Source organism: Pseudonocardia sp. 2-7 (assembly GCF_056341085.1).
Map to the genome: position 1 here is coordinate 226,786 of NZ_CP094507.1, position 20,822 is coordinate 247,607.

A 20,822-nucleotide genomic window follows, 5' to 3' on the forward strand; every position below is an offset into this window, starting at 1 on the left:
GCGATCGTCACTCGCAAACCGGTGAACCCCGGTCGGGTGGAGTGCGTAGCCAGACGAGGGGTCCGCCGTCGTCAGGGGGGCGACAACGGCCCGTGGACCGTCCTGAACAGCGTGTCGACGAGATCGATCCCCAGGTCATGATCATGGTCGGCCGGGAGGTCGACGCCGTGGTCGTGGAACCACGAGGGCGGGGCCTCCGGGTGCGGGCCGACGACACCGACCGCCCCGTCACCGCACCGGGTGACGCAGGCGGCCACCGTGCCGTCGGCGTATGTGGCCAGGATCTCGGTCTCCGCGAGCGTCCTGCGTGTCGGCCGGATCACGCCCCCGTCCTGGAAGAACATCCGCCGTTCGGTTCCGCGCCACCGGACCGTGACCAGGGCCGGGGCCGGGGTGGACGGATCGGCCCCCGGACGAGACCAGTACTCGTCGACGGCGAGGCCGACGAGGTTGAGGAAGCCGCGCTCCACCAGGAACGCGCCCATGCAGACGCCCAGGTAGCACCCGCCCCCGTGGACGAACCGGCGGATCGCGCCCTTGTCCGCGCGCAGCCGCCGGAACGCGGCCTCGTCGTCGCCGGAGGCACCGGGGTGGGCGAACAGCACCGTGTCCGGGTCGGACAGTGCCTCCCGCAGCGGACGGTCGCCCGCCGGGCCTGCGGTCCGGACGTCGAACCCGTGCCCACTGCGGCGCAGCAGGTCGGCGACGGCCTCGGTGTCGTCGGTGTGGTCGCCGGCCGACGGCCGGGTCCAGGCGTCGGCGAGCACGACGGCGACCGGCCGGCTCATGCGGAGCGCTCCGGTACGGCCGGGGCGTCCACCAGGTGCGCGAGCAGGTCCCGGACGCCGCCGGGCACGGCCACCTCCACCGGCCGCCACGACGACGGCACCCGCCCCACCGGCAGGAAGGTGTCCGGCCCGCGCCGCCCCTGCGCGAACAGCGCGGCTCCGGAGTTGATCCGGGTCACGAGCACCCGGTCGCCGTGCGCGGCCAGCAGGGACGCGGTGTCGACGGTGAGGACGACGTGCTCGGTGTCGGCGTAGCGGGGCAGCGCGTGCAGCCGGCGCAGGCGGGCGGGGTCCGCCCACAGGAACGCGCAGCCGTTGATCCGGCGCAGGTAGTCGGCCACACCGAACCCGGACGCCGGGTCGAGCATCCGTCCCAGGGCTGCCGGGTTGAGCGGACGCTGGTCACGCAGCCAGGCGGTGCCGTGCTCGGGGTGGTGCAGCCGCACCGCCCGCGGGCGACGGGTGGTCAGCAGCCGTTCCCGCTCGTCGCCGGTCACCCCGAACAGGTCGAGCAGCCCCGCGACCGGCAGCAGCCCGTGCGTGGCGATCCCCTGCCACGACGCGGCGGGCGTGGTGTGGAACAGGCGCGGCGCGCGCCGGACGAGATCGTCGGGGTGCAGGCTCAGGCCCCCAGGGCCGTGTCGAGATCCGGGTACCAGGTGATGACCTGGTCCAGCCCGGTCATCCGCACCGGCCGGATCACCGCACGGTTGCCCGGGCCGGTGACCCCGTCGAGACGGACCCCGGCCTCACCGGCCGCCCGGGAGGACCGGACCACCGCGGTCAGGCCGTGCGACCCGAGGAACCCGACGCCGGACAGGTCCAGCAGGGCCCGCGCCGGTCGCGTCTGGTGGAGCATCTCCGACATCCGGGCCCGGATCGCCTCGGCCTCGGCGAGGTCGACGTCACCGATCACCTCGAGGACGGTCACACCGGGTGCCGGGGTGTGCTCGCGCAGGCTCACCCGGGAGTGCGGCTCCGGCCAGCTGCCCGTGTGGCCGAGCCGCCGGCGACCGGGCTCGGCCGACGTCACGACGGCCACCCGGCTTCGGGCACGCCTCGCCCGCGACCCCGCCCGCCGGATGGTGCGGGGCCGGATGTCCGGGGACGTACGGCCGAGTTTCCGATGGGTTCACCGTACCGGGCCCCGGGCCGTTGTCCACCGGTCGACCTGCGGGATCCTGTCCGGGGAGAGAGTCTTCACCGGGTGACCACCTCCACATCACCGCGACCCCCGGACCCGGCCGACGACGGAGCCGTGACCGTCGTGCGGCGCGCCCGCGTCCCCGGCCACGACGGCGCCGTCGACATCGTGATGTCCGGTGGCAGGATCCGGTCGGTGGGTGCCCCGGCGCCCGCCGGGACACCCGGTACCGATGCGGGGGACCGGCTCGTCGTCGGCGGCCTCGTCGACGCGCACCTGCACCTGGACAAGGCGCTCACCGCGGACCGCTGCTCGTGGTCCGGCGGCACCGTCGACGACGCGATGGCCGAGACCGCGGCGATGAAGGCGGACTTCACCGTCGACGACGTCGCCGCCCGCGCCGGGGCCGTCCTGGCGTCCTGCGTCGCGCACGGCACCACCCGGGTGCGGACCCACGTCGAGCTCGACCCGACCGTCGGGCGCCGCGGGCTGGAGGGTGTGCTGGCGGCCGCGGCGGACTGGGCCTGGGCCGTCGACGTCGAGGTCTGCGTCTTCGCCCAGGACGGCCTGACCGGCTCGCCGGAGACGGCCCGTCTGCTCGACGAGGCGCTCGGCGGGGCCCGGGCGGCGGGCCGGCGCGCGGTCGTGGGCGGCGCCCCCCACGCCGACGACGACCCCGCGGGCCAGCTGGACCGCGTGTTCGGGCTGGCGGCGGACCACGACGCCGACGTCGACCTGCACCTGGACCTGTTCGACGGCACCGCCGAGGGCGTGCTGATCGGCACGCTGTGCAACCTGACCGAACGGGCGGGCCTCGGCGGCCGGGTCACCGCGGGCCACGGCACGGCGTGGTCGTTCCTGGAGCCAGAGCGGCGCGCCGCGGTGCTGGACCGGTGCGCCGGGACGGGGGTCGGCGTGGTCTCCCTGCCGTCGACGGACCTGTTCCTCACCGGCCGGGAGACCGGCGCCGGGGCGCCGCGCGGGGTCGTCGTGCTGGACCGGCTCGTCGAGCGCGACGCCGCGGCGGCGGTGGCCACGAACAACGTCCGCAACGCCTTCACCCCCTACGGCGACGGCTCCCTGGTCCGGATGGCGAACCTCTACGCCAACCTGACCCACCAGGCGTCGCCGGAGCAGCTGGCGGCCTGCCTGGACCTGGTCGGCCCGCGCGCCGCCCGGGTGCTCGGCACCCCGGCCGCCGCCACCGGGGTCGTCGCGGGGGCCCCGGCCGACCTGGTCTGCCTCGACGCGCCCGACCCGGGCACGGCGGTCGCCGCCGTCGCACCGGTCCGCTGGGTGCTGAAGGGCGGTCGCCGGACCGTCACCGGCGCGGCCGTGGAGCTGCACCCACCGGTGTGACCCGGCTCATCGGTGCAGGCCGTCGCGCAGCGGGAACGCTGCCCGACATGAGCACACGTGAGGGCAGGGCCGTGCGGTACGACCGCTACGGCGGCGTCGACGAGCTGTACGTGGCCGGCGTCGGGTTCGACGACCCCGGTCCGGGCCGCGTTCTGGTCGAGGTGCACGCGGCCGGGATCAACCCGGGCGAGACCGCGCTGCGCGAAGGCGTGTTCGCCGAGTCCTGGCCCAGCACGTTCCCCAGCGGGCAGGGCAGCGACTGGGCCGGGGTCGTCGCGGCGGTCGGGGAGGGCGTCACCGACGTCGAGCCCGGCGACGACGTCTTCGGCTGGACCGACGACCGCGCCTCCCAGGCCACCCACGTCGACGTGCCCGCCGAGCAGGTCCTGCGCCGCCCGGCCGGTCTCGACGTCGCGACGGCCGGGGTGCTCTACATCGCCGGGACGGCCGCGGCCGCGTCGGTCGCGTCGGTGGATCCGCAGCCGGGGGAGACGGTCGTCGTCGCCGGTGCCGCGGGCGGGGTGGGGCAGATCGCGGTGCAGCTGCTGACGCTGCGCGACGTGGAGGTCGTCGGGATCGCCTCCGAGCGCAACCACGACCGGCTCCGCGAGCTGGCCGTGACCCCGGTCGCCTACGGGTCCTCGCCCGAGGAGACGCTGGCGAACCTGCGCGCCGCGACGCCGGACCGGGTGCACGCCGTCGTCGACCTCGTCGGCGGCGGCTACGTGGCGCTCGCCCGCGAGCTCGGTGTCCCCGCGGAGCGGATCAACACGATCATCGACTTCGAAGGCGCGCAGGCCCACGGCGCCGCCACCCGGGGCACCGCCGACTCCGCGGGCCGCGACGACCTCGCCGCGCTCGGCGCGCTCGTCGCCGACGGGGCCCTGCAGGTCCCGATCGCGGCCGGGTACCCCCTCGACGGGGTCCGCGAGGCCTACACCGAGCTGGAGAAGCGGCACACCGCGGGGAAGATCGTCCTGCTGCCGCAGGAGTGATCCGACGCCTGCCGGGAACCCCGCCGGGGCACCCCCGAGGAGAGGACACCCGTCGTGCAGATCGGCTTCAAGCTCTTCGCCGAGGCCCACACGCCGCAGGAGATGGTCCGCCAGGCCGTCCGGGCGGAGGAGGCCGGTTTCGACTTCGTCGAGATCTCCGACCACTACCACCCGTGGCTGGAGAGCCACGGGCACTCCGGGTTCGCCTGGTCGATCCTCGCCGCGATCGCGATGCGGACCGAGCGGATCGGCCTGGCCACCGGGGTGACCTGCCCGACGATCCGCTACCACCCGGCGATCATCGCCCAGGCCGCGGCGACGACCGCACTGCTGTCCGACGGCCGGTTCACCCTCGGCGTCGGCTCCGGCGAGCAGCTGTCCGAGCACGTCACCGGGCACCCGTGGCCGGTCGTCGGGGTGCGGCACGCCATGCTCCGCGAGGCACTCGAGATCATCCGTCTGCTGTGGAGCGGCGGCTACCGCACCTACCGCGGCACCCACCTGTCCGTCGAGGACGCGCGGGTGTTCGACCTGCCGGAGACGCTGCCGGACATCGTCGTCGCCGCGGGTGGGCCGAAGGCGGCCCGGATCGCCGGTGAGCTGGGCGACGGTCTGTTCGCCACCGAGCCCCGCACCGACCTGATCGACGCCTACACCGCGGCCGGCGGCACCGGCTCCCGCTGGGCCGAGGTCCCGCTGGCCTACGCCGGCACCGTCGACGCCGCGCTGGAGTCCGCGCACCGGCTGTTCCGGTTCGGCCCGACCGGCTGGAAGATCCAGGCCGAGCTGCCGAACGTGCGCAACTTCGAGGCTGCGACGGCCTTCGTCCGCAGGGAGGACATGGCCGACGCGTTCGGGGCGGGCCCGGACGTCGAGACCCACGTCGCGACGGCGAAGGGCTTCGCCGACGCGGGCTACGACCGGCTCGCGCTGATCAGCGCCGGACCGGACGTCGAGGAGTTCTTCGCCTTCTACGAGGGTGAGCTCGCGGGCCGGCTGCGCGCGCTCTGAGCGATCCCGGCCGGTCGGACGGGGTGCGCGGACCGGCCCGACCGGCAGAGTGGAGGGCATGAACAGGGTCGTTCGTTTCACCGAGCTCGGCGGGCCCGAGGTGCTCACGGTCGTCGAGGAGCCCGTGCCGCAGCCGGGGCCGGGGGAGGCCGTCGTCGCCGTCGAGGCGATCGGGCTGAACCGGGCCGAGTCGATGTTCCGGCGCGGTGAGTACATCGAGCCGACCCGGCTCCCGGCCGGTCTGGGTTACGAGGCCGCGGGCACCGTCGCCGCCGTCGGTGCGGGCGTGGACCGCTGGTCGGCGGGGGACCCGGTGAGCATCGTCCCGGCGTTCTCGATGAACGACCACACCGTCTACGGCGACCACGCCCTCGTCCCGGCCCGTGCCCTGGTCCCGCGGCCGGTGGACGCGGTGACCGGGGCCGCGACCTGGATGCCGTTCCTCGTCGCCTACGCCGGGCTGCTCGAACCGCGCGTCCTGCAGCCGGGCGACCACGTGCTGGTCACGGCGGCGTCGTCGAGCGTGGGGCTGGCGGCGATCGCGACCGCGAACCGGATCGGCGCCGTCCCGATCGCCACCAGCCGCAGCCGCGCCAAGGCGCAGGCGCTGCTCGACGCCGGGGCCGCACACGTCGTCGCCACCGGGGAGGAGGACCTGGTCGCGCGCTGCCGGGAGATCACCGGCGGGCGGGGCCTGGACGTCGTGTTCGACGCCGTCGCCGGACCCGCCGTCGAGACGATGGCCGACGCGGTCCGCCCGGACGGCACGATCGTCATCCACGGCAGGCTCTCCGGTGAACCGACGATCTTCCCGACGGCGACGCTGCCCGATCTCGTCGTCCGCTCGTTCACGCTGTTCGCGATGACCCGCGATGCCGAACGCCTGCGCCGGGCGGCCGCGTTCGTCGCCGCGGGGATGCGCGGTGGGGACTTCACCCCGCAGGTGGACCGGGTGTTCGACGGGCTCGACCAGGTCGTCGCCGCGCACGAGCACCTGGAGTCCAACGCCCAGGTCGGGAAGATCGTCCTGCGGCCCTGACCGGGCGGCTCAGCCGTCCAGCTTCGACGGGTCCAGGGCCGCCTTCTTCACCCCGAGCCTGCGGTTGAGCAGCAGGGTGATCGCGTAGAGCACCAGGCCGAGCAGGAGCAGCAGCCCGGCCAGCTCGTACTGGATCGTGTCGCGCCCGGAGAACGGCAGGACCAGGTACAGGCTCGCGACGGCGCCGACGACCGGCAGCCCGGGCGGGGCCCGGAAGTGGTCCTCGGCGATCCGGTCGCGGCGCAGCACCAGCACCGCGATGTTGACGACGGTGAAGACCGCGAGCAGCAGCAGCGACGTGGTGCCGCCGAGCGCGGAGACGACGTCGGAGTCCGAGTCCAGCGACACGTAGCTGATCAGCGCGAACGAGATCAGCGTGGTGAAGATGATCGACACCCACGGCGTGCGGCGGAACGGGTGCACCCGGGCCAGCGGCTTGGGCAGCACGGCCTGGTTGGCCATCCCGTAGAGCAGCCGCGAGGCCATCAACATGTTGATCAGCGCCGAGTTGGCGACGGCGAACATCGAGATGAACGGCAGGACCAGGTCGGCCGGGATGCCGGGCGCCCCGGCGCGGACGACCTCGACCAGCGGGGTCTCGCTCGCCGCCAGCGGGCCGACCGGGACCAGCGCCACCGCGCAGATGGCGACGAGCACGTAGATGACGCCGGTGATGGTCAGCCCGGTGATCATGATCTTGGGGAAGATCCGGCGTGGCTCGTGGCACTCCTCGGCCATGTTCACCGAGTCCTCGAAGCCGACCATCGCGAAGAACGCCAGCGAGGTCGCCGAGGTGACCGCCAGGAACACCCCCTTGTCCTCGGGGGTGTCGAAGGCGACGACGCGCGACCAGTCGGCGTCGCCGCCGGCGATGGCGTAGATCCCGATCAGGATCACCAGCAGCAGCCCGGACAGCTCGACCAGGGTGAGGACCACGTTGAGCTTCACGCTCTCGCCGACGCCGCGGAAGTTCACCAGCGCGACCAGCAGCATGAAGCCGAGCGCGATCAGGACGATCCCGCCGTTGCCCAGGTCCAGCCCGAAGCCCTCGTTCAGGTTCGCCGCGAACGCCCGCGACGCCGTCGACGCCGAGGTGATCCCCGAGCTCATCACCACGAAGGTGACCATGAACGTCAGGAAGTGGATGCCGAACGCCTTGTGCGTGTAGAGCGCCGCGCCCGCCGCCTGCGGGTACTTGGTGACGAGCTCCAGGTAGGAGAACGCGGTGATCATGGCGATGGCGAAGGCGACCAGGAACGGCACCCACGCCGCCCCGCCGACCTCCTCGGCGACCTGGCCGACCAGGGCGTAGATGCCCGTGCCCAGGATGTCGCCGATGATGAACAGCAGCAGGAGCTTGGGCCCCATGACCCGCTTCAGCGCCGGCCCGTCCTCCGCCGTCGGCGTCGTGGCGTCCGCCATCGTGGTGCGCTCCCCTCCGCGACGGCCCGTGCCGCCCGCGACCGGCTCAGCCTGGTGGGGGGTTCGTGCCGTGTCGAGTCGAAAGGGTGGAGTGTTTCATCTGGATTGAGCATGTGTGACCCCGCTCACGTGGCGTTCACTGTCCGGCGTCCGCTCGTCGCAGGAGCCGGAGGTCGCCGTGCGTACCGCCTACCGAGTGATCGCCCATCTCGTCGCGCTGGAGGTCCTGATCCAGGCCGCCGCGATCGCCTACGCCGTGTTCGGTCTCGGCACCTGGATCGAGGGTGGCGGGGTCCTCGACAAGGCCGGGATGGAGAGCGAGACGACCGACTTCACCGGGGTCGGCGGGTTCGCGCTGCACGGCATCAACGGGCAGATCGTCGTCCCGGTGCTGGCGCTGGCGCTGCTGGTCGTCGCGTTCTTCGCCCGCGTCCCGGGCGGGGTGCGGTGGGCGGGGATCGTCGTCGTGCTGGTCGCGCTGCAGGTCCTGCTCGGCATCCTCGGGCACTCGGTGACCGGGCTCGGGGCGCTGCACGGGATCTGCGCGCTCGCGCTGTTCGCCTGCGCCGTGGTCGCGGGGCAGCGGGCCGGCTCGCGGTCCGGTGCCGCCGCGACGGCCGGCGAGCGGGTCGCCTGAGCCCGGGAGCGCCGCCATCGCCGCCGACCCCGTCCCCACGGCACGGCCGGAGCCCGGCGAGCCGCCCGGTCCCCCCGGGGAACCGCCGGACGGTCCGCCCGCTGCGCCGCGGCCCGGGCGCCGCCGGGTGGCCGTGGCGGTGCTGGCGACGTTCGCCCTACTGGCTCCGGTCGGATGGCTGTGGTGGGGGAGCCTGCTGCCGACCCCGTACGCGGTGACCGACATGGGCCACGTCGACACCGGCGGCGCCCCGGCCCCGGAGACGCACGACCACCACGGGGTGGGCGTCGACACCCTGCGCGAGACCTCGGCGGCCGCCCCCGCCGTGTCGCTGACGCTCACCGCCCGCAGGCAGGCGATCCCGCTGCCCTCGGGCCGCACCCTCGACGGCTACACCCTCAACGGGACGTCGCCCGGCCCGCTGATCCGGATCCGGCAGGGCGACGTGCTGCAGGTGCGGCTGGTCAACGCCGACGTGCCGGACGGCATCACGCTGCACTGGCACGGCGTCGACGTCCCGAACGGCGACGACGGCACCGCCGGCGTCACCCAGGACGCCGTCGGACCGGGTGGGGAGTTCGTCTACCGCTTCGTCGCCCGCGACGCGGGGACCTACTGGTACCACTCGCACCAGGTCGCGAACACCCAGGTGCAGCGCGGCCTGTACGGGGTGCTGGTCGTCGAGCCGCGCGACGGCCCCACCGGGCCGGACGTGGTCGCCGCCGCCCACGTCCACGAGGGCGCACGCCTGCTCGACGGCCGCCGCGCGGTGCTGCCCGTCCCCGCCGCGCCCGGCACCCGCATCCGGGTCCGGATGGTCAACACCGACAACGGCCCGACCTCGGCGTGGGTGACCGGGGCGCCGTACCGGCTCGTCGCGATCGACGGGACCGAGGTGCACGACCCGCCCCCGGTGACGGGGGAGTCGGTGCTGCTCACCGCGGGCGGCCGGCTGGACCTGGAGGTGACCGTCCCACCCGGCGGCGCCCGGGTGGAGATCGGCGGCAACGCCGCGGTCGTCCTCGGCGACGGCCCCGGCCCGGCGGCGGCACCACGGCCGGACCGCGTGCTCGACCCGCTGGGCTACGGCACGCCCGCGCCGCTCGGGTTCGACCCGGCCGCCGCGGACCGCCGCTTCGACTACGACATCGGCCGCCGCCCCGGCTTCGTCGACGGCGTGCCCGGTCTGTGGTGGACGGTCGACGGCCACATGTGGCCGGACGTGCCGATGTTCATGGTCGCCCGCGGCGACGTGGTGCGGATGCGGATCGCCAACGGCAGCGGCGAGGTGCACCCCATGCACCTGCACGGGCACCACGCCGTCGTGCTGTCCCGCAACGGGGTGCCCGCGACGGGCAGCCCCTGGTGGATCGACTCGCTCGACGTCGCCGACGGCGACAGCTACGAGATCGCCTTCGTCGCCGACAACCCCGGGGTCTGGATGGACCACTGCCACAACCTGACGCACCCGTCGGAGGGCCTGACGGCGCACCTCATGTACGAGGGGGTGACCACGCCGTACCGGGTCGGCGGGCCGTCGGGCAGCGACCCGGAGTGAGCAGGCTCAGCCGCGGTGCCGGGGCCGACGCGGGGTGTCCGGGTAGGGCTCGGGGGAGCCGTCGTCGACCGGGCCGGGCTGCGACGCGTGCGGCGGGGGCATCGGACGGCCCTGCGGCGGGCCGGGCGGCATCGGCTGCGCCGGCGGCTGCCCGACGGCGCGGGGCGCCGGGGCGAGGGCCCGCTCGCGGTCCCGCTCGGCCTGGTCGCGGAGCAGGTCGCGGATCTCCTTCAGCAGGTCGAGGTCGGTCTCCAGGGCCGGGTCCTCGACGTCGCGCTTGCGGCGCTCCTGGAGCCACTTCATCGGGAAGACGACCAGGAAGTAGATGACCGCGGCGGTGATCAGGAACGTGATGACGGCGTTGAGGAAGCTCGCGTAGTCGAGCTGCACCTCGTCGGTCAGCGGGATCGTGCCCGGGGGCACGGCGTTCTCCCCGCCGGAGAACAGCCGGAGCAGCGGCTCCAGGAACGCCTTCGTGAAGGCGGTGACCACGGCCGTGAACGCCGCACCGATGACGACGGCGACCGCCAGGTCGATCACGTTGCCACGCAGCAGGAATTCCTTGAAGCCCTTCAGCACGCCGGAGCACTCCTCGAGATCGGGTCGGGGGCGGGGGTGGGTCCGGCGAAGGAGGCTAACCGGACCGTGACCTCCGTGCCGGGCCTGCGCCCGCACGGTGCGGCCCGGCGCGGCGGACGGGACGCGCCGGTCGACGGGCGGCCCGGGTGCGGGGGCGCGGGTCAGGCGGTGGGCCCGGCCCCGGCGTCCGGGCCGCGCTCCCCGGCGGGGCCCTGCGGGGTGACCGGGCGGGCCGCGATGAGCCGGTCCAGGAAGTCCCCGGCCTCGCGGGCGGCGCGGTCCACGTCGCCGTCGGCGATGGCCTCGACGATCCCGGTGTGGGAGATGTCGTCCTCGGTGCCCGCGGTGCCGGGCATCGTGGTCTTCACGCTGTCCGCGACCGCCTCCACCACACCCCGGTAGAGCTCGACGAGCAGGTCGTTGCCCGCACACCGGACGACGGCCACGTGGAAGTCGGTGTCCGCACGGGCCGCGCGCTCCAGGTCCGCGGTGTCCGGCTCCTCCCCGCGACGGCCGTACGCCGCGACGGCCGCGACGGCCCGGTCGCGCCCGGCCAGCGCCGCCCGCAGGACGGTCAGGTCGGCGTCGGTCCGGCGGGCGGCCGCCATCCGGGCCGCCTCGACCTCCAGGGTGCGGCGGACCTCCAGCACCTCGCGCAGCTCCGGGCCGCACAGCGTGCGCAGCGCCCCGGACAGCTCGGTGGTGGCCCGCACGTAGGTGCCGTCGCCCTGGCGTACCTCCAGGAGGCCGCCGTGGGCGAGGGCGCGGACGGCCTCGCGGACGGTGTTGCGGCCGACCTCCAACGACGAGGCGAGCTCCGACTCCGGCGGTATCCGGGCACCGACCGGCCACTCCCCGCCGGTGATGGCGGAACGGAGCTGGTCGATGACCTGGTCGACCAGGCCACCGCGGCGCGCTGTGACGAGAGGCACCGGATCATCCTTCCATCCGAACATCCTATGTCTGTAACAATACTGTTTCGTGAGCATTGCTGAGCAGGAGACACGCGCGGAGGAGACCATCGCCACCGGACGGGCCGAGGAGACCGGGCCGTCGCGCCGCGGTGCGCTCGTCGGGACTCCGCTGCTCGTCGTGGGGGTGGCACTGGCCGCCTCCAACCTCCGCCCGGCCGTGACCTCGATGTCCTCGGTGCTCGGCGAGGTCCGTGACGGCCTCGGCGCCTCCGCGGTCTGGACCAGTGTGCTCACCGCGGTGCCCACCATCTGCTTCGGCCTCGCCGCGATCGCCGCCCCGCTGCTCTCCCGCCGGCTCGGCATGGCCCGCGCGATCGGCCTCGCGATGGCGGTGCTGACCGCCGGGCTCGTGCTGCGCGTCGTCGACGGCCCGTGGGTCGTGCTCGGCGGCACCTTCGTCGCCGCGGCGGGCATCGCGATCGGCAACGTGCTGATCCCGGTCGTGGTGAAGCAGTCCTTCCCGCACGCCGTCGGCCGGGTCACCGGCGTCTACACCGCCGCGCTGGCCGCGGGCGGTGGGATCGGCGCCGCGTTCACGCCGCCGCTGGAGCCGCTGCTCGGCGGCTGGCGCGGTGCGGTCGGGGCGTGGGCGCTGCTGTCGCTGGCCGCGCTGGTCGTCTGGACGATCGGGGCCCGGCACGGTGAGCCGGAGCCGGTCGTGCGCACCGACGCGGGGGAGCGGCGCCCGATGGTGCGCCGGCCGCTGGCCTGGGTGGTCACCGCGTTCTTCGGGCTCCAGGCCTGTGTCGCCTACGTCGCGATGGGGTGGCTCGCGGAGCTGTTCGTCTCGGTCGGGGTCACCCGCACCGACGCCGGGCTGATGCTCGCCCTGATCAACCTGATCGGCATCCCGCTCAGCTTCGTCATCCCGCCGATCGCCCTGAACCGGGCGTCCCAGTCGGGTTGGATCGTCGGGCTCGCCTGCTGCTCCCTGGCCGCCGTCGCCGGGCTCGCGATCGCCCCGGCCACCGCGCCCTGGCTGTGGACGGTCCTGCTCGGCGTCGGCATGGCGGTCTTCCCGCTGGGGCTCGGCGTGATCGCGCTCCGCACCCGCGAGGCCGCCGAGACCACCGACCTGTCGGCGATGGCGCAGGGCTTCGGCTACCTCATCGGCGCGACCGGCCCGTTCCTGTTCGGGATCCTGCACGGGCTCACCGGGTCCTGGACGCCGTCGCTGGTGCTGCTCGGCGCGGTGATCGTCGCCGAGATGGTGCTGGGCTGGGTCGCGGGACGCCCGCGCTACGTCTGAGTCCCGCCCGCGCGGCGCCGGGCCGCTGATATATGAGAGCCCCCGGTGCCGCGTCCGTCGTCGTGGGCCCGGTGTACCGTCGTTACCGCCCGATCTCCCGGCGCATCCCCGCCCGGCGGCGGCCCGAGATCGGGGTCCTCGATCCGTCAGGGAGTACTCGTGACCGACACCGCCCTTCCCCCGGCCGGGGACACGGCGCGGCTGGTCGACCAGACCGGCCCGTACTTCGGCCGCTTCGGCGGCCGCTACGTCCCGGAGGCGCTGGTCGCCGCACTGGACGAGCTCGAGCAGGCCTATCACACGGCCATGTCCGACGAGGCCTTCCAGGCCGAGCTCGCCGAGCTGCACCGCACCTACTCGGGCCGCCCGAGCCTGGTCACCGAGGCGCCGCGGTTCGCCGCGCACGCCGGCGGCGCGCGCATCCTGCTCAAGCGCGAGGACCTGAACCACACCGGCTCGCACAAGATCAACAATGTGCTGGGGCAGGCGCTGCTCACCAAGCGCATGGGCAAGACCCGGGTCATCGCCGAGACCGGTGCGGGCCAGCACGGCGTCGCCTCGGCCACGGCCGCCGCCCTGATGGGCCTGGAGTGCGTCGTCTACATGGGCGAGGTCGACACCGAGCGCCAGGCGCTCAACGTCGCCCGGATGCGCATGCTGGGAGCGGAGGTCCGCCCGGTCACCTCGGGCACGCGGACCCTCAAGGACGCGATGAACGAGGCCATGCGCGACTGGGTCACCAACGTGGCCGACACGCACTACCTCATCGGCTCGGTCGCCGGGCCGCACCCGTTCCCGGCGATGGTGCGCGACTTCCAGCGGATCATCGGCGTCGAGGCGCGGCAGCAGGTCCAGGACCTCACCGGTGCCCTGCCCGACCTGGTCTGCGCCTGCGTCGGCGGCGGCTCCAACGCGATGGGCATCTTCCACGCGTTCCTCGACGACACCTCCGTCGAGCTGGTCGGCTTCGAGGCCGGCGGCGACGGCGTCGACACCCCGCGGCACGCGTCGTCGATCGGCGGCGGTGACGTCGGCGTCCTGCACGGCTCGCGCAGCTTCATCCTCCAGGACGAGGACGGCCAGACCCGCGACTCGCACTCCATCTCCGCGGGCCTGGACTACCCGGGCGTCGGCCCGGAGCACTCGTGGCTGCACGACATGAGGCGCGCCCGCTACGAGTCGGTCACCGACGCCGAGGCCATGGAGGCCTTCCGCCTGCTCTGCCGCACCGAGGGCATCATCCCGGCCATCGAGAGCGCGCACGCGCTGGCCGGTGCGCTGCGCGAGGCGACGCGCCTGGGCGAGGGCAAGGTCGTGCTGGTCAACCTGTCCGGCCGCGGCGACAAGGACGTCGACACCGCCGCGAAGTACTTCCAGCTGATCGACGACGAGGGCAACGCCGTGACGGACGGAGCGGTCTGATGGGCAGCGTGGCGCAGCGGATCGAGCAGGTCCGCGCCGAGGGCCGGGCCGCGCTGGTCGGCTACCTGCCGGTCGGCTACCCGACCGTCGAGGGCTCGGTCGAGGCGATGCGGGCGATGGTCGCGGGCGGCGTCGACGTCGTCGAGATCGGCCTGCCCTACTCCGACCCGCTGATGGACGGCCCGGTCATCCAGCGCGCCACCCAGCAGGCGCTGGACAACGGCGCCCGCAGCCGGGACGCCTTCACCGCCGTGCGCGCGGTCGTCGACGCCGGCGCCCCGGCGCTGGTCATGACCTACTGGAACCTGATCGACCGCTACGGCGTCGAGCGGTTCGCCGCCGAGCTCGCCGAGGCCGGCGGCTCCGGGCTCATCACCCCGGACCTGCTGCCCGACGACTGCGAGGACTGGCTGACCGCTTCGGAGTCCCACGACCTGGACCGGGTGTTCCTCGTCGCGCAGACGACCACCCCCGAGCGGATGCGGATGACCGTCGAGGCCAGCCGCGGGTTCGTCTACGCGGCGTCGCTCATGGGCGTCACCGGCGTCCGCTCGGTCGGCGTCGAGGCCCGCGACCTGGTCGCCCGGACCCGCGAGGTCGCGACCCTGCCGGTGTGCGTCGGCCTCGGCGTCCGCACCGCCGAACAGGCGGCCGACGTCGCCGGCTACGCCGACGGCGTCATCGTCGGGACGGCGTTCGTGCAGGCGCTGGAGTCCGGCGGGCCGTCCGCGGTCGAGTCGCTCGCCCGCGAGCTCGCCGAGGGCGTCCGCGCCGCGGAGCGCGTCTCCGCCTGACTCTCCTCCGACGGCCGCGTCCGCCCCGCGTGGGCGGGCGCGGCCGTCGTGTGTCGTCGGGCCGTCGGTCGCAGCTCCCGACCGGCCACCGGCCGATCGACCGGCCGTCGCAGCGGTCCCGCCGGGCTCCGGGGTGCCCGGGGCTGCCGTCTCCGGCTGTGCCGGCGTGCCCGATCGCGCCGCCGGAGGCCGACTGCGCGGGACCAGCGGTGGTCGCGCGCGGTGAACGTCGTGTCCCTGAGAGTCATCGCGCCGGTCGGTCGTACGTCCGTACTCCGACCGGAGCGATCGGTCCCCGCCCGCCGGACACCGGCGACCGGACGGCGGCGCGCGTTCTCAGGAACGCAACCCCGTCCCGGTGGGGTTCCTATGTTCGTGTCACCGCACCGCGGCCCGCTCCCCCTGGATGCCGCGGCGGTGGCCGGGGCCTCCCCACCCGGCCGGTTCCACGAACCGGAGTGATCCGATGACCCGCCCCGCCCTGCGCGGACGCGCCCCCGGCGTCCGCCCGACCGTAGCGTCGCACCCGCGACCGGCCCGAGGCCGGTCCGTGACGGTCCACCGCTCGCGCACCCACCACCCCCGCCCGCTGCGGGCACCCTCACCGGCCGGGCGCACGCCCGGCGACCGGTGACCCGCCCGGTTCCGCATCCGGTCACCGCACCCCTGCGGCGGGACACCCCGCCGCCCGCCGACGCCTGGCTGGCGCACCGCCGCGCCCGCACGGTGTGGGGATCCGTGCTGGTCACGGTCCTCGTCGGCCCGTCGCTGATCTGGATGCTCCGTTCCGGACCACAGCCGCTGCTGCACCAGCTCTCGGTGCTGACCGGGCTGCTCGCGCTGTCGGCGATGGTGATCGTCGCGGTGCTGCCGTCCCGGGTGCGCGGGCTCTCCGGCGCCCTCGGCCTGGAGACCCTGCTCGGCCTGCACCGCAGGCTCGGCGTGCTCGCCGGGGTGCTGGTCGCGCTGCACCTCGCCTGCGTGGTGGCCGACCACCCCGAACGTGTCGGGCTGCTCGTACCGCTCGCCGCACCGGCCCGCGGCCAGGCCGCCACCCTCGCGACGATCGCGGTCGTCGTGCTGCTGCTGCTCGCACTGCGCGGTGTCCGGTCCGGCTCGCACGAGGTGTGGCGCTGGCTGCACCTGAGCCTGGCCGCGGTCGTCGTCGGCGCGTCGTCGCTGCACGTGCTGTGGCTGAACAACCTGGTCGGCGACGCCGTCATGGGGCCCGTGCTGGGTGGTCTCGGCCTGCTGCTGGTCGCGGTGCTGGTGCTGCGCTGGGGCGCCCGCGCGGCGACCGGCGAGTTCCGGGTGCACGTCGTGCGCCCGGAGAGCCCGACCGTGTCGACGCTCGTCCTCGCCCGGCCCGGCCGGCACGCCGGACCGTGGTTCCGGCCCGGCCAGTTCGCCTGGCTGCGGCTGGAGCGGATGTCGGTGGAGGAGCACCCGTTCACCATCGCGTCGTCGGCGTCGGACCGCGGGCGGGTCGAGTTCACCGTGCGACACACCGGTGACTTCGCCGGGCGGCTGCGCGAGCTGCGCCGCGGCGACCCGGTCTGGGTGGACGGCCCGTACGGCTCGTTCACCCCGGACTCGGTGCCGTCCACCGGGCTCGTGCTGATCGCGGGCGGCGTCGGGATCACCCCGATGATGAGCATGCTGCGCACCGCCGCCGACCGCGGCGACCGGCGGCCGTACCGGCTGGTCGTGCACGCCCGCGACCGCGCCGACCTGCTGTTCCGGGCCGAGCTCGCGCACCTGCGCACGCTGATCGACCTGCAGGTCACCGAGGTGCTGCGCCGCCCGTCGGCGGACTGGTCCGGGGCGACCGGGCCGATCGACACCGCGCTGCTCGCCGCCGTCCTGACCGACCTCGACGACCCGGCCCGCCGGCTCGACTACTTCGTCTGCGGCCGACCGCAGCTCGTCGGCGACGTCCTCGCCACCCTCACCGCGCTCGGGGTCCCGGACGACCGGGTGCACACCGAGCAGTTCGCCCAGGTCTGAGAAGGGGAGAACCCATGTCCCGCCGGATCCCCGGCCCGCTCCGCTGGTCGGTGCTCGCCGCACTGGCCGCGGTCGCCGCCGTCGTGCTCGCCCAGTACTGGGTGGCGACCTCGGCCGCCACCGACCAGCAGCAGGGGTGGACGCAGACCCGGTGGGGTCCGCTCGGCCCCGCCGACCGCGACCTGCTCCAGAAGGTGCGCCTCGCCGGTCTCTGGGAGGCCCCGACCGGGCAGCAGGGCGAGCAGCAGGCCACCTCGCCCGCCGTCCGCGAGGTCGCCCGCAAGCTCGGCGTCGAGCACCACGACCTCGACGAGCTGGTCCGCTCCACCGCTGAACAGCTCGGGGTCCTGCTGCCCAGCAGGCCCAACGACCAGCAGATCGGCTGGATGAACGACCTGACCGCCCGCACCGGGACCGACTACGACCGCCAGTTCGTGCAGATCCTGCGCGCCGCGCACGGCTCGGTCCTGCCGGTGATCACCGACGTCAAGGTCGGCACCCGCAACGAGCTCATGCGGCAGTTCGCGAACGAGGCGTCGGTGTACGTCACCCGGCACATCGGCTATCTGGAGTCGACCGGTCTGGTCGACTACGCGGCGCTGCCCGCCCCGCCCGATCCGGTGCCGACCGGGACCCGCACCGCGTCCGACGTCGTCGTCCCGGCGCTGGTGGTCGGGGTCGCGCTGCTCGCCGCGGGCGGGCTGCTCATGACCCTGCACCGGCGCGGCCGCCCCGCCCCTGGCCCGGCCGCCGCCTTCGTCCCCGCCCCGCGCCACCCCCGCGACGGCGCCCGGCGGGCCCTGCCGGTCGGCCCACCCGACCCCTGGGACGAGCTGGCGCACGTGCCACCCGTCCGGCCGCAGCCCGATCCCGGGCCCGGCCTCACCGACGCCACCCCCCACGACCTCGACCTGGACACCGACACCGGAGCGCCGCCCTCCCGCACCACCGGAGCGCACCGCACCGCCCCGAGGAGCCGATACCGATGAGATCCACCACCAGCCGCAGCAGGACGATCGCGGTCACCGCGCTCGCCCTGGGCCTGCTCGTCGCCGGGCCCGCCGCGTACGCCGCCGGGGCCGCCTCCGCCGACCGGAGCGACCGGCCGGCGAACGTCGCCGCCGGGCCGTCCGACTCGACCGGCTCGTCCGGAGGTTCCGGCTCCTCCGGCTCCTCCGAGGGTGCCTCCGGATCCGGGAGTTCCTCCGGGGGCGGGGAGCACGACCACGCCGGGCACACGGGCTCCGGCTCATCGGGCTCCGGCTCATCGGGCTCCGGTGACGGGGCCGGTGACAGCGCCGGGGCCGGTGGCGGCTCGGCCGACCAGGGTGCCGGCGGCGCGGGCGACGGGGAGAAGAAGGGCGCGCAACCGGCGCTCGACATCCTCGCCGTCGACTGCTCCGGCAGCCGGCTCACCGCCCACGACGGCTTCCAGAAGGCGCCCCGCTGCGTGTCCACCGCGTTCGGCGAGGTCGCCGACGCCGACCGCAGCCCGTCGCTGCTCATCACCCAGGCCCCGACGAAGGTCCGGTCCGGGGAGTCGTTCCGCCTGACCGTCAGCACCCGGAACCTGGTCCGCGACCGGTTCCTCCCCGCGGCCCAGGGCGGCTACTACGCCGAGGCGTCCCTGCTCGACGGCCAGGGACTCCAGCGCGGCCACTTCCACACCGCCTGCCGGATCCTGCCCGACCCGGGCGAGGCACCGGACTCGTCGCCCGATCCGCTGTTCTTCCAGGCCACCGAGGACGGCGGTGGAGGGGCACGGCCGGACAGCGTCACGATCGACGTGCCCGGGGTCGAGCAGACCGGCGAGCTGCAGTGCTCGTCGTGGGCGGGGGACGGGTCGCACCGCACCCCGATGATGCAGCGGGCCAACCAGACGCCCGCGTTCGACTCGGTCCGGATCGAGGTGGGCTGACATGCGACTCTCCGGACCCCTCCTGACCATGGTCGCCGTGGGCGCGGTCGCCGCCGGGGCCGCGACGGCCAACGTCGTGCTCACCGCGGAACCGGAACCGTTGCCCGCGGCGGCCCCCGCCGCCGTCGAACAGGCCGCCGGCTCGTCCGCCCTCCCGGCGGCGCCCGCTCCGACGGCCGCCCCGGCACCGGCCGCGACCGGCGAGGTCGTCTACACGGGCCGGTCGACGAACGGGAAGGTCACCGTCGACATCCGGGTCACCGACGGCGCCGCGAAGGCCTACGTCTGCGACAACCGCGGCATCGAGTCCTGGACGAAGGGCACCGCCACCCCCGGCGGCACCACCCGCCTGACCGGCAAGGACGGCGCCGAGGTCGAGTACACCGTCGCCGACGGCGTCGCCACCGGCACCGCCCGCGCCGACGGGAGGTCCTGGGACTTCACCGCGACCCGGACCGACGCCTCCGACCCGGCCCCGGCCGCGACGCCGGCCCCCGCACCCGCCGAGGCCCCGGCCCAGGCGCCGGCCCCGTCCACCGGCGGCAGCGGCTACGGCGGTGGGTACTGATGTCCCCCCGCGCGCGGCACGCGGACCGCGAGCTCACCGACCCGGTCGGGTTCGCCCCGGTCTCCGCGGACATCCCGAACCCACGCGGCCCCGAGCACAGCGGCGGCTGGGCCGCCGTCCCGGAGCCGTCCTGGGCACCCGACCACGACCCCGACGGCGGCGCGGACCGGTGGGCGGGCACCGCCGACCGTCGCCGCGACGCCGTCGCAGGGGACCTGTTCACCCCGACCGGCCCGCTCACCCCGCCCCCGGGCGGCGGCTCGGGCACCCACGGGGTCACCACGCCGCGCCGCCCGGCGCCCGCCGCCGGGGCCGCGCGTCCCGGCCGCCCGCGCCGGGCCGCCGGTGACGACCCGCCCTCCGGATGGTCCGAGGGCGCCGACGACACGGCCTGGTCCGGGAGCACCCCCGGCCGCTCCCGGCCCGCCGGTGCGGACCGGCTGCACTGGTCCGACCACGCCGACCACGCCGATCACCGTGGCCGGCCGGCAGGCACGGCCGACCACCCCGACGCCTACGAACCGCTCGCCGGCTACGCCGAACCCGGCCGCTACGACCGGACGGGCTACGGGACGGGCGACGGGGCGACCACCGATGCCGACGTCCGTACCGGCGCCCCGGCCGAGGACCCGGCCGCCGCGTACCGCGAGCGCCCCGCACGCCCCGCCGTCCGCGACCGGGCCGACGGCGACGACGGCCCCGCCCGCAGGCCCGGTCGGCGCGGCCCCGGCCGTCGACGGTCCCGCGCGACGGCACCCGACCCGGCGCGCGCCCGTCGCCGCCCCGACGCCGAGGCGGCCCACGACGTCGCGGTCCCGGCGGAGGGCCTGTCGTGGCGGGTCGTGGCCGTCCCCGTCGTGGTCGGGTCGCTGGTCGCGGTCGCGCTCGGCGTCTGGGCCCGCCAGCACGTCGGCACCGGCGTCGCGGTCAACCTCGCCGGCTTCTCCAGCGGCGCCGCGGCCAAGGCGTGGCTCGGTTCGGCCGCCCTGGTCCTCGCGATCGTCCAGGGCGTCACCGGCCGGATGATGATGCGCGGCTACGCCGACCCGGTCACCGCGGTCGCGCACCGCTGGTCGGGCCGCGCCGCGGTGCTGGTGACCGTGCCCGTCGCCGTGCAGTGCCTCTACGCGTTCGGCTGGTCCGGCGCGACGACGTCGGCGCTGCTGCACTCCGCGCTCGGCTGCCTGTTCTACGGCGCGTTCGTCACCAAGATGCTGCTCCTGCGCCGCCCCGGCGTGCCCGGGTGGCTGCTCGCCGTCGCGGGCGGGGTGCTGCTCGCCGTCCTCGCCGGGGTCTGGCTGACCTCGGCGCTGTGGTTCTTCGCCGGCCACGGCCTGTCGTTCTGACCCCCCGACCGC

The 20,822-nt window shown here is 75.2% G+C and carries 19 protein-coding genes and 1 pseudogene; 14 read left to right on the top strand and 6 right to left on the bottom strand.

From position 1 onward, the window contains the following. Window positions 1–71: 71 nt before the first annotated feature. The 3 genes from MTO91_RS01135 to MTO91_RS01145 are packed head-to-tail and all read right to left on the bottom strand — an operon-like array spanning window position 72 to window position 1,821. Window positions 72–788 carry a hypothetical protein gene (locus MTO91_RS01135; RefSeq protein ID WP_476653390.1) on the bottom strand — a complete coding sequence of 239 codons (717 nt, stop codon included), beginning with the start codon at window positions 786–788 and terminating at the stop codon, window positions 72–74. Next, window positions 785–1,447, bottom strand: coding sequence for a DUF7002 family protein (locus MTO91_RS01140; RefSeq protein WP_476654986.1), 663 nt, complete (start codon window positions 1,445–1,447; stop codon window positions 785–787). The genes MTO91_RS01135 and MTO91_RS01140 overlap by 4 nt, the downstream gene beginning before the upstream one ends. Beyond that, a complete protein-coding gene (locus MTO91_RS01145) occupies window positions 1,411–1,821 on the bottom strand; it encodes an STAS domain-containing protein (RefSeq protein ID WP_083658628.1) in 411 nt (136 codons plus the stop codon). Before MTO91_RS01145 ends, MTO91_RS01140 begins: the two co-directional genes overlap by 37 nt. 225 nt (window positions 1,822–2,046) lie before the next feature. Here MTO91_RS01145 and MTO91_RS01150 point away from each other — a divergent pair, with 225 nt between their 5' ends. The 4 genes from MTO91_RS01150 to MTO91_RS01165 are packed head-to-tail and all read left to right on the top strand — an operon-like array spanning window position 2,047 to window position 6,336. Next, window positions 2,047–3,291: an amidohydrolase family protein gene (locus MTO91_RS01150; RefSeq protein WP_476653392.1), complete on the top strand. Its 1,245-nt coding sequence runs from the start codon at window positions 2,047–2,049 to the stop codon at window positions 3,289–3,291. A 47-nt stretch (window positions 3,292–3,338) separates the two neighbouring features. Continuing rightward, window positions 3,339–4,286: an NADP-dependent oxidoreductase gene (locus MTO91_RS01155; RefSeq protein ID WP_405420332.1), complete on the top strand. Its 948-nt coding sequence runs from the start codon at window positions 3,339–3,341 to the stop codon at window positions 4,284–4,286. A 54-nt stretch (window positions 4,287–4,340) separates the two neighbouring features. Next, on the top strand, window positions 4,341–5,297 hold the full coding sequence (locus MTO91_RS01160) for a TIGR03557 family F420-dependent LLM class oxidoreductase (RefSeq protein WP_208823795.1): 957 nt from the start codon (window positions 4,341–4,343) through the stop codon (window positions 5,295–5,297). A gap of 58 nt (window positions 5,298–5,355) precedes the next feature. After that, window positions 5,356–6,336: a zinc-dependent alcohol dehydrogenase family protein gene (locus MTO91_RS01165; protein WP_251783156.1), complete on the top strand. Its 981-nt coding sequence runs from the start codon at window positions 5,356–5,358 to the stop codon at window positions 6,334–6,336. A 9-nt stretch (window positions 6,337–6,345) separates the two neighbouring features. Here the strand turns inward: MTO91_RS01165 and MTO91_RS01170 are convergent, their stop codons facing one another. Further along, on the bottom strand, window positions 6,346–7,758 hold the full coding sequence (locus MTO91_RS01170) for an APC family permease (RefSeq protein ID WP_476653394.1): 1,413 nt from the start codon (window positions 7,756–7,758) through the stop codon (window positions 6,346–6,348). 115 nt (window positions 7,759–7,873) lie between these two features. On the opposite strand from MTO91_RS01170, the gene MTO91_RS01175 reads away from it, so the two are divergent. Both MTO91_RS01175 and MTO91_RS01180 read left to right on the top strand, forming a co-directional pair. Then, the gene (locus tag MTO91_RS01175; protein WP_405420325.1) at window positions 7,874–8,395 is read left to right on the top strand and encodes a DUF6220 domain-containing protein; all 522 of its coding nucleotides are present in this window, start codon (window positions 7,874–7,876) and stop codon (window positions 8,393–8,395) included. A 139-nt stretch (window positions 8,396–8,534) separates the two neighbouring features. Next, entirely contained in the window at window positions 8,535–9,953 is a 1,419-nt protein-coding gene (locus MTO91_RS01180; RefSeq protein ID WP_476653395.1) for a multicopper oxidase family protein, read from the top strand. Window positions 9,954–10,154: 201 nt separating this feature from the next. Here the strand turns inward: MTO91_RS01180 and mscL are convergent. After that, window positions 10,155–10,532, bottom strand: a pseudogene (mscL, locus tag MTO91_RS01185) (large conductance mechanosensitive channel protein MscL); the annotation flags it as partial. 161 nt (window positions 10,533–10,693) lie between these two features. Then, entirely contained in the window at window positions 10,694–11,464 is a 771-nt protein-coding gene (locus tag MTO91_RS01190; protein WP_208823789.1) for a FadR/GntR family transcriptional regulator, read from the bottom strand. Between the two features lie 49 nt (window positions 11,465–11,513). On the opposite strand from MTO91_RS01190, the gene MTO91_RS01195 reads away from it, so the two are divergent. From MTO91_RS01195 to MTO91_RS01230, 8 genes are all read left to right on the top strand, one after another. Further along, window positions 11,514–12,755: a CynX/NimT family MFS transporter gene (locus MTO91_RS01195; RefSeq protein WP_308292819.1), complete on the top strand. Its 1,242-nt coding sequence runs from the start codon at window positions 11,514–11,516 to the stop codon at window positions 12,753–12,755. A 159-nt stretch (window positions 12,756–12,914) separates the two neighbouring features. Then, on the top strand, window positions 12,915–14,177 hold the full coding sequence (trpB, locus tag MTO91_RS01200) for a tryptophan synthase subunit beta (protein WP_208823786.1): 1,263 nt from the start codon (window positions 12,915–12,917) through the stop codon (window positions 14,175–14,177). Next, window positions 14,177–14,971 (top strand): tryptophan synthase subunit alpha, encoded by a 795-nt coding sequence (gene trpA / locus MTO91_RS01205; protein ID WP_208823784.1) that lies wholly within the window; start codon window positions 14,177–14,179, stop codon window positions 14,969–14,971. The genes trpB and trpA overlap by 1 nt, the downstream gene beginning before the upstream one ends. Window positions 14,972–15,601: 630 nt before the next feature. After that, window positions 15,602–16,978, top strand: coding sequence for a ferredoxin reductase family protein (locus MTO91_RS01210; RefSeq protein ID WP_405420317.1), 1,377 nt, complete (start codon window positions 15,602–15,604; stop codon window positions 16,976–16,978). Window positions 16,979–16,992: 14 nt separating this feature from the next. After that, window positions 16,993–17,967 carry a DUF4142 domain-containing protein gene (locus tag MTO91_RS01215; RefSeq protein WP_405420314.1) on the top strand — a complete coding sequence of 325 codons (975 nt, stop codon included), beginning with the start codon at window positions 16,993–16,995 and terminating at the stop codon, window positions 17,965–17,967. Then, window positions 17,964–18,896, top strand: a complete 933-nt coding sequence (locus MTO91_RS01220; protein WP_476653397.1) for a hypothetical protein — start codon at window positions 17,964–17,966, stop codon at window positions 18,894–18,896. The genes MTO91_RS01215 and MTO91_RS01220 overlap by 4 nt, the downstream gene beginning before the upstream one ends. Window position 18,897: 1 nt before the next feature. Beyond that, the gene (locus tag MTO91_RS01225; RefSeq protein WP_476653398.1) at window positions 18,898–19,464 is read left to right on the top strand and encodes a hypothetical protein; all 567 of its coding nucleotides are present in this window, start codon (window positions 18,898–18,900) and stop codon (window positions 19,462–19,464) included. Next, window positions 19,464–20,810, top strand: coding sequence for a DUF6529 family protein (locus MTO91_RS01230; RefSeq protein WP_476653400.1), 1,347 nt, complete (start codon window positions 19,464–19,466; stop codon window positions 20,808–20,810). The genes MTO91_RS01225 and MTO91_RS01230 overlap by 1 nt, the downstream gene beginning before the upstream one ends. The last annotated feature ends 12 nt before the right edge of the window (window positions 20,811–20,822 follow it).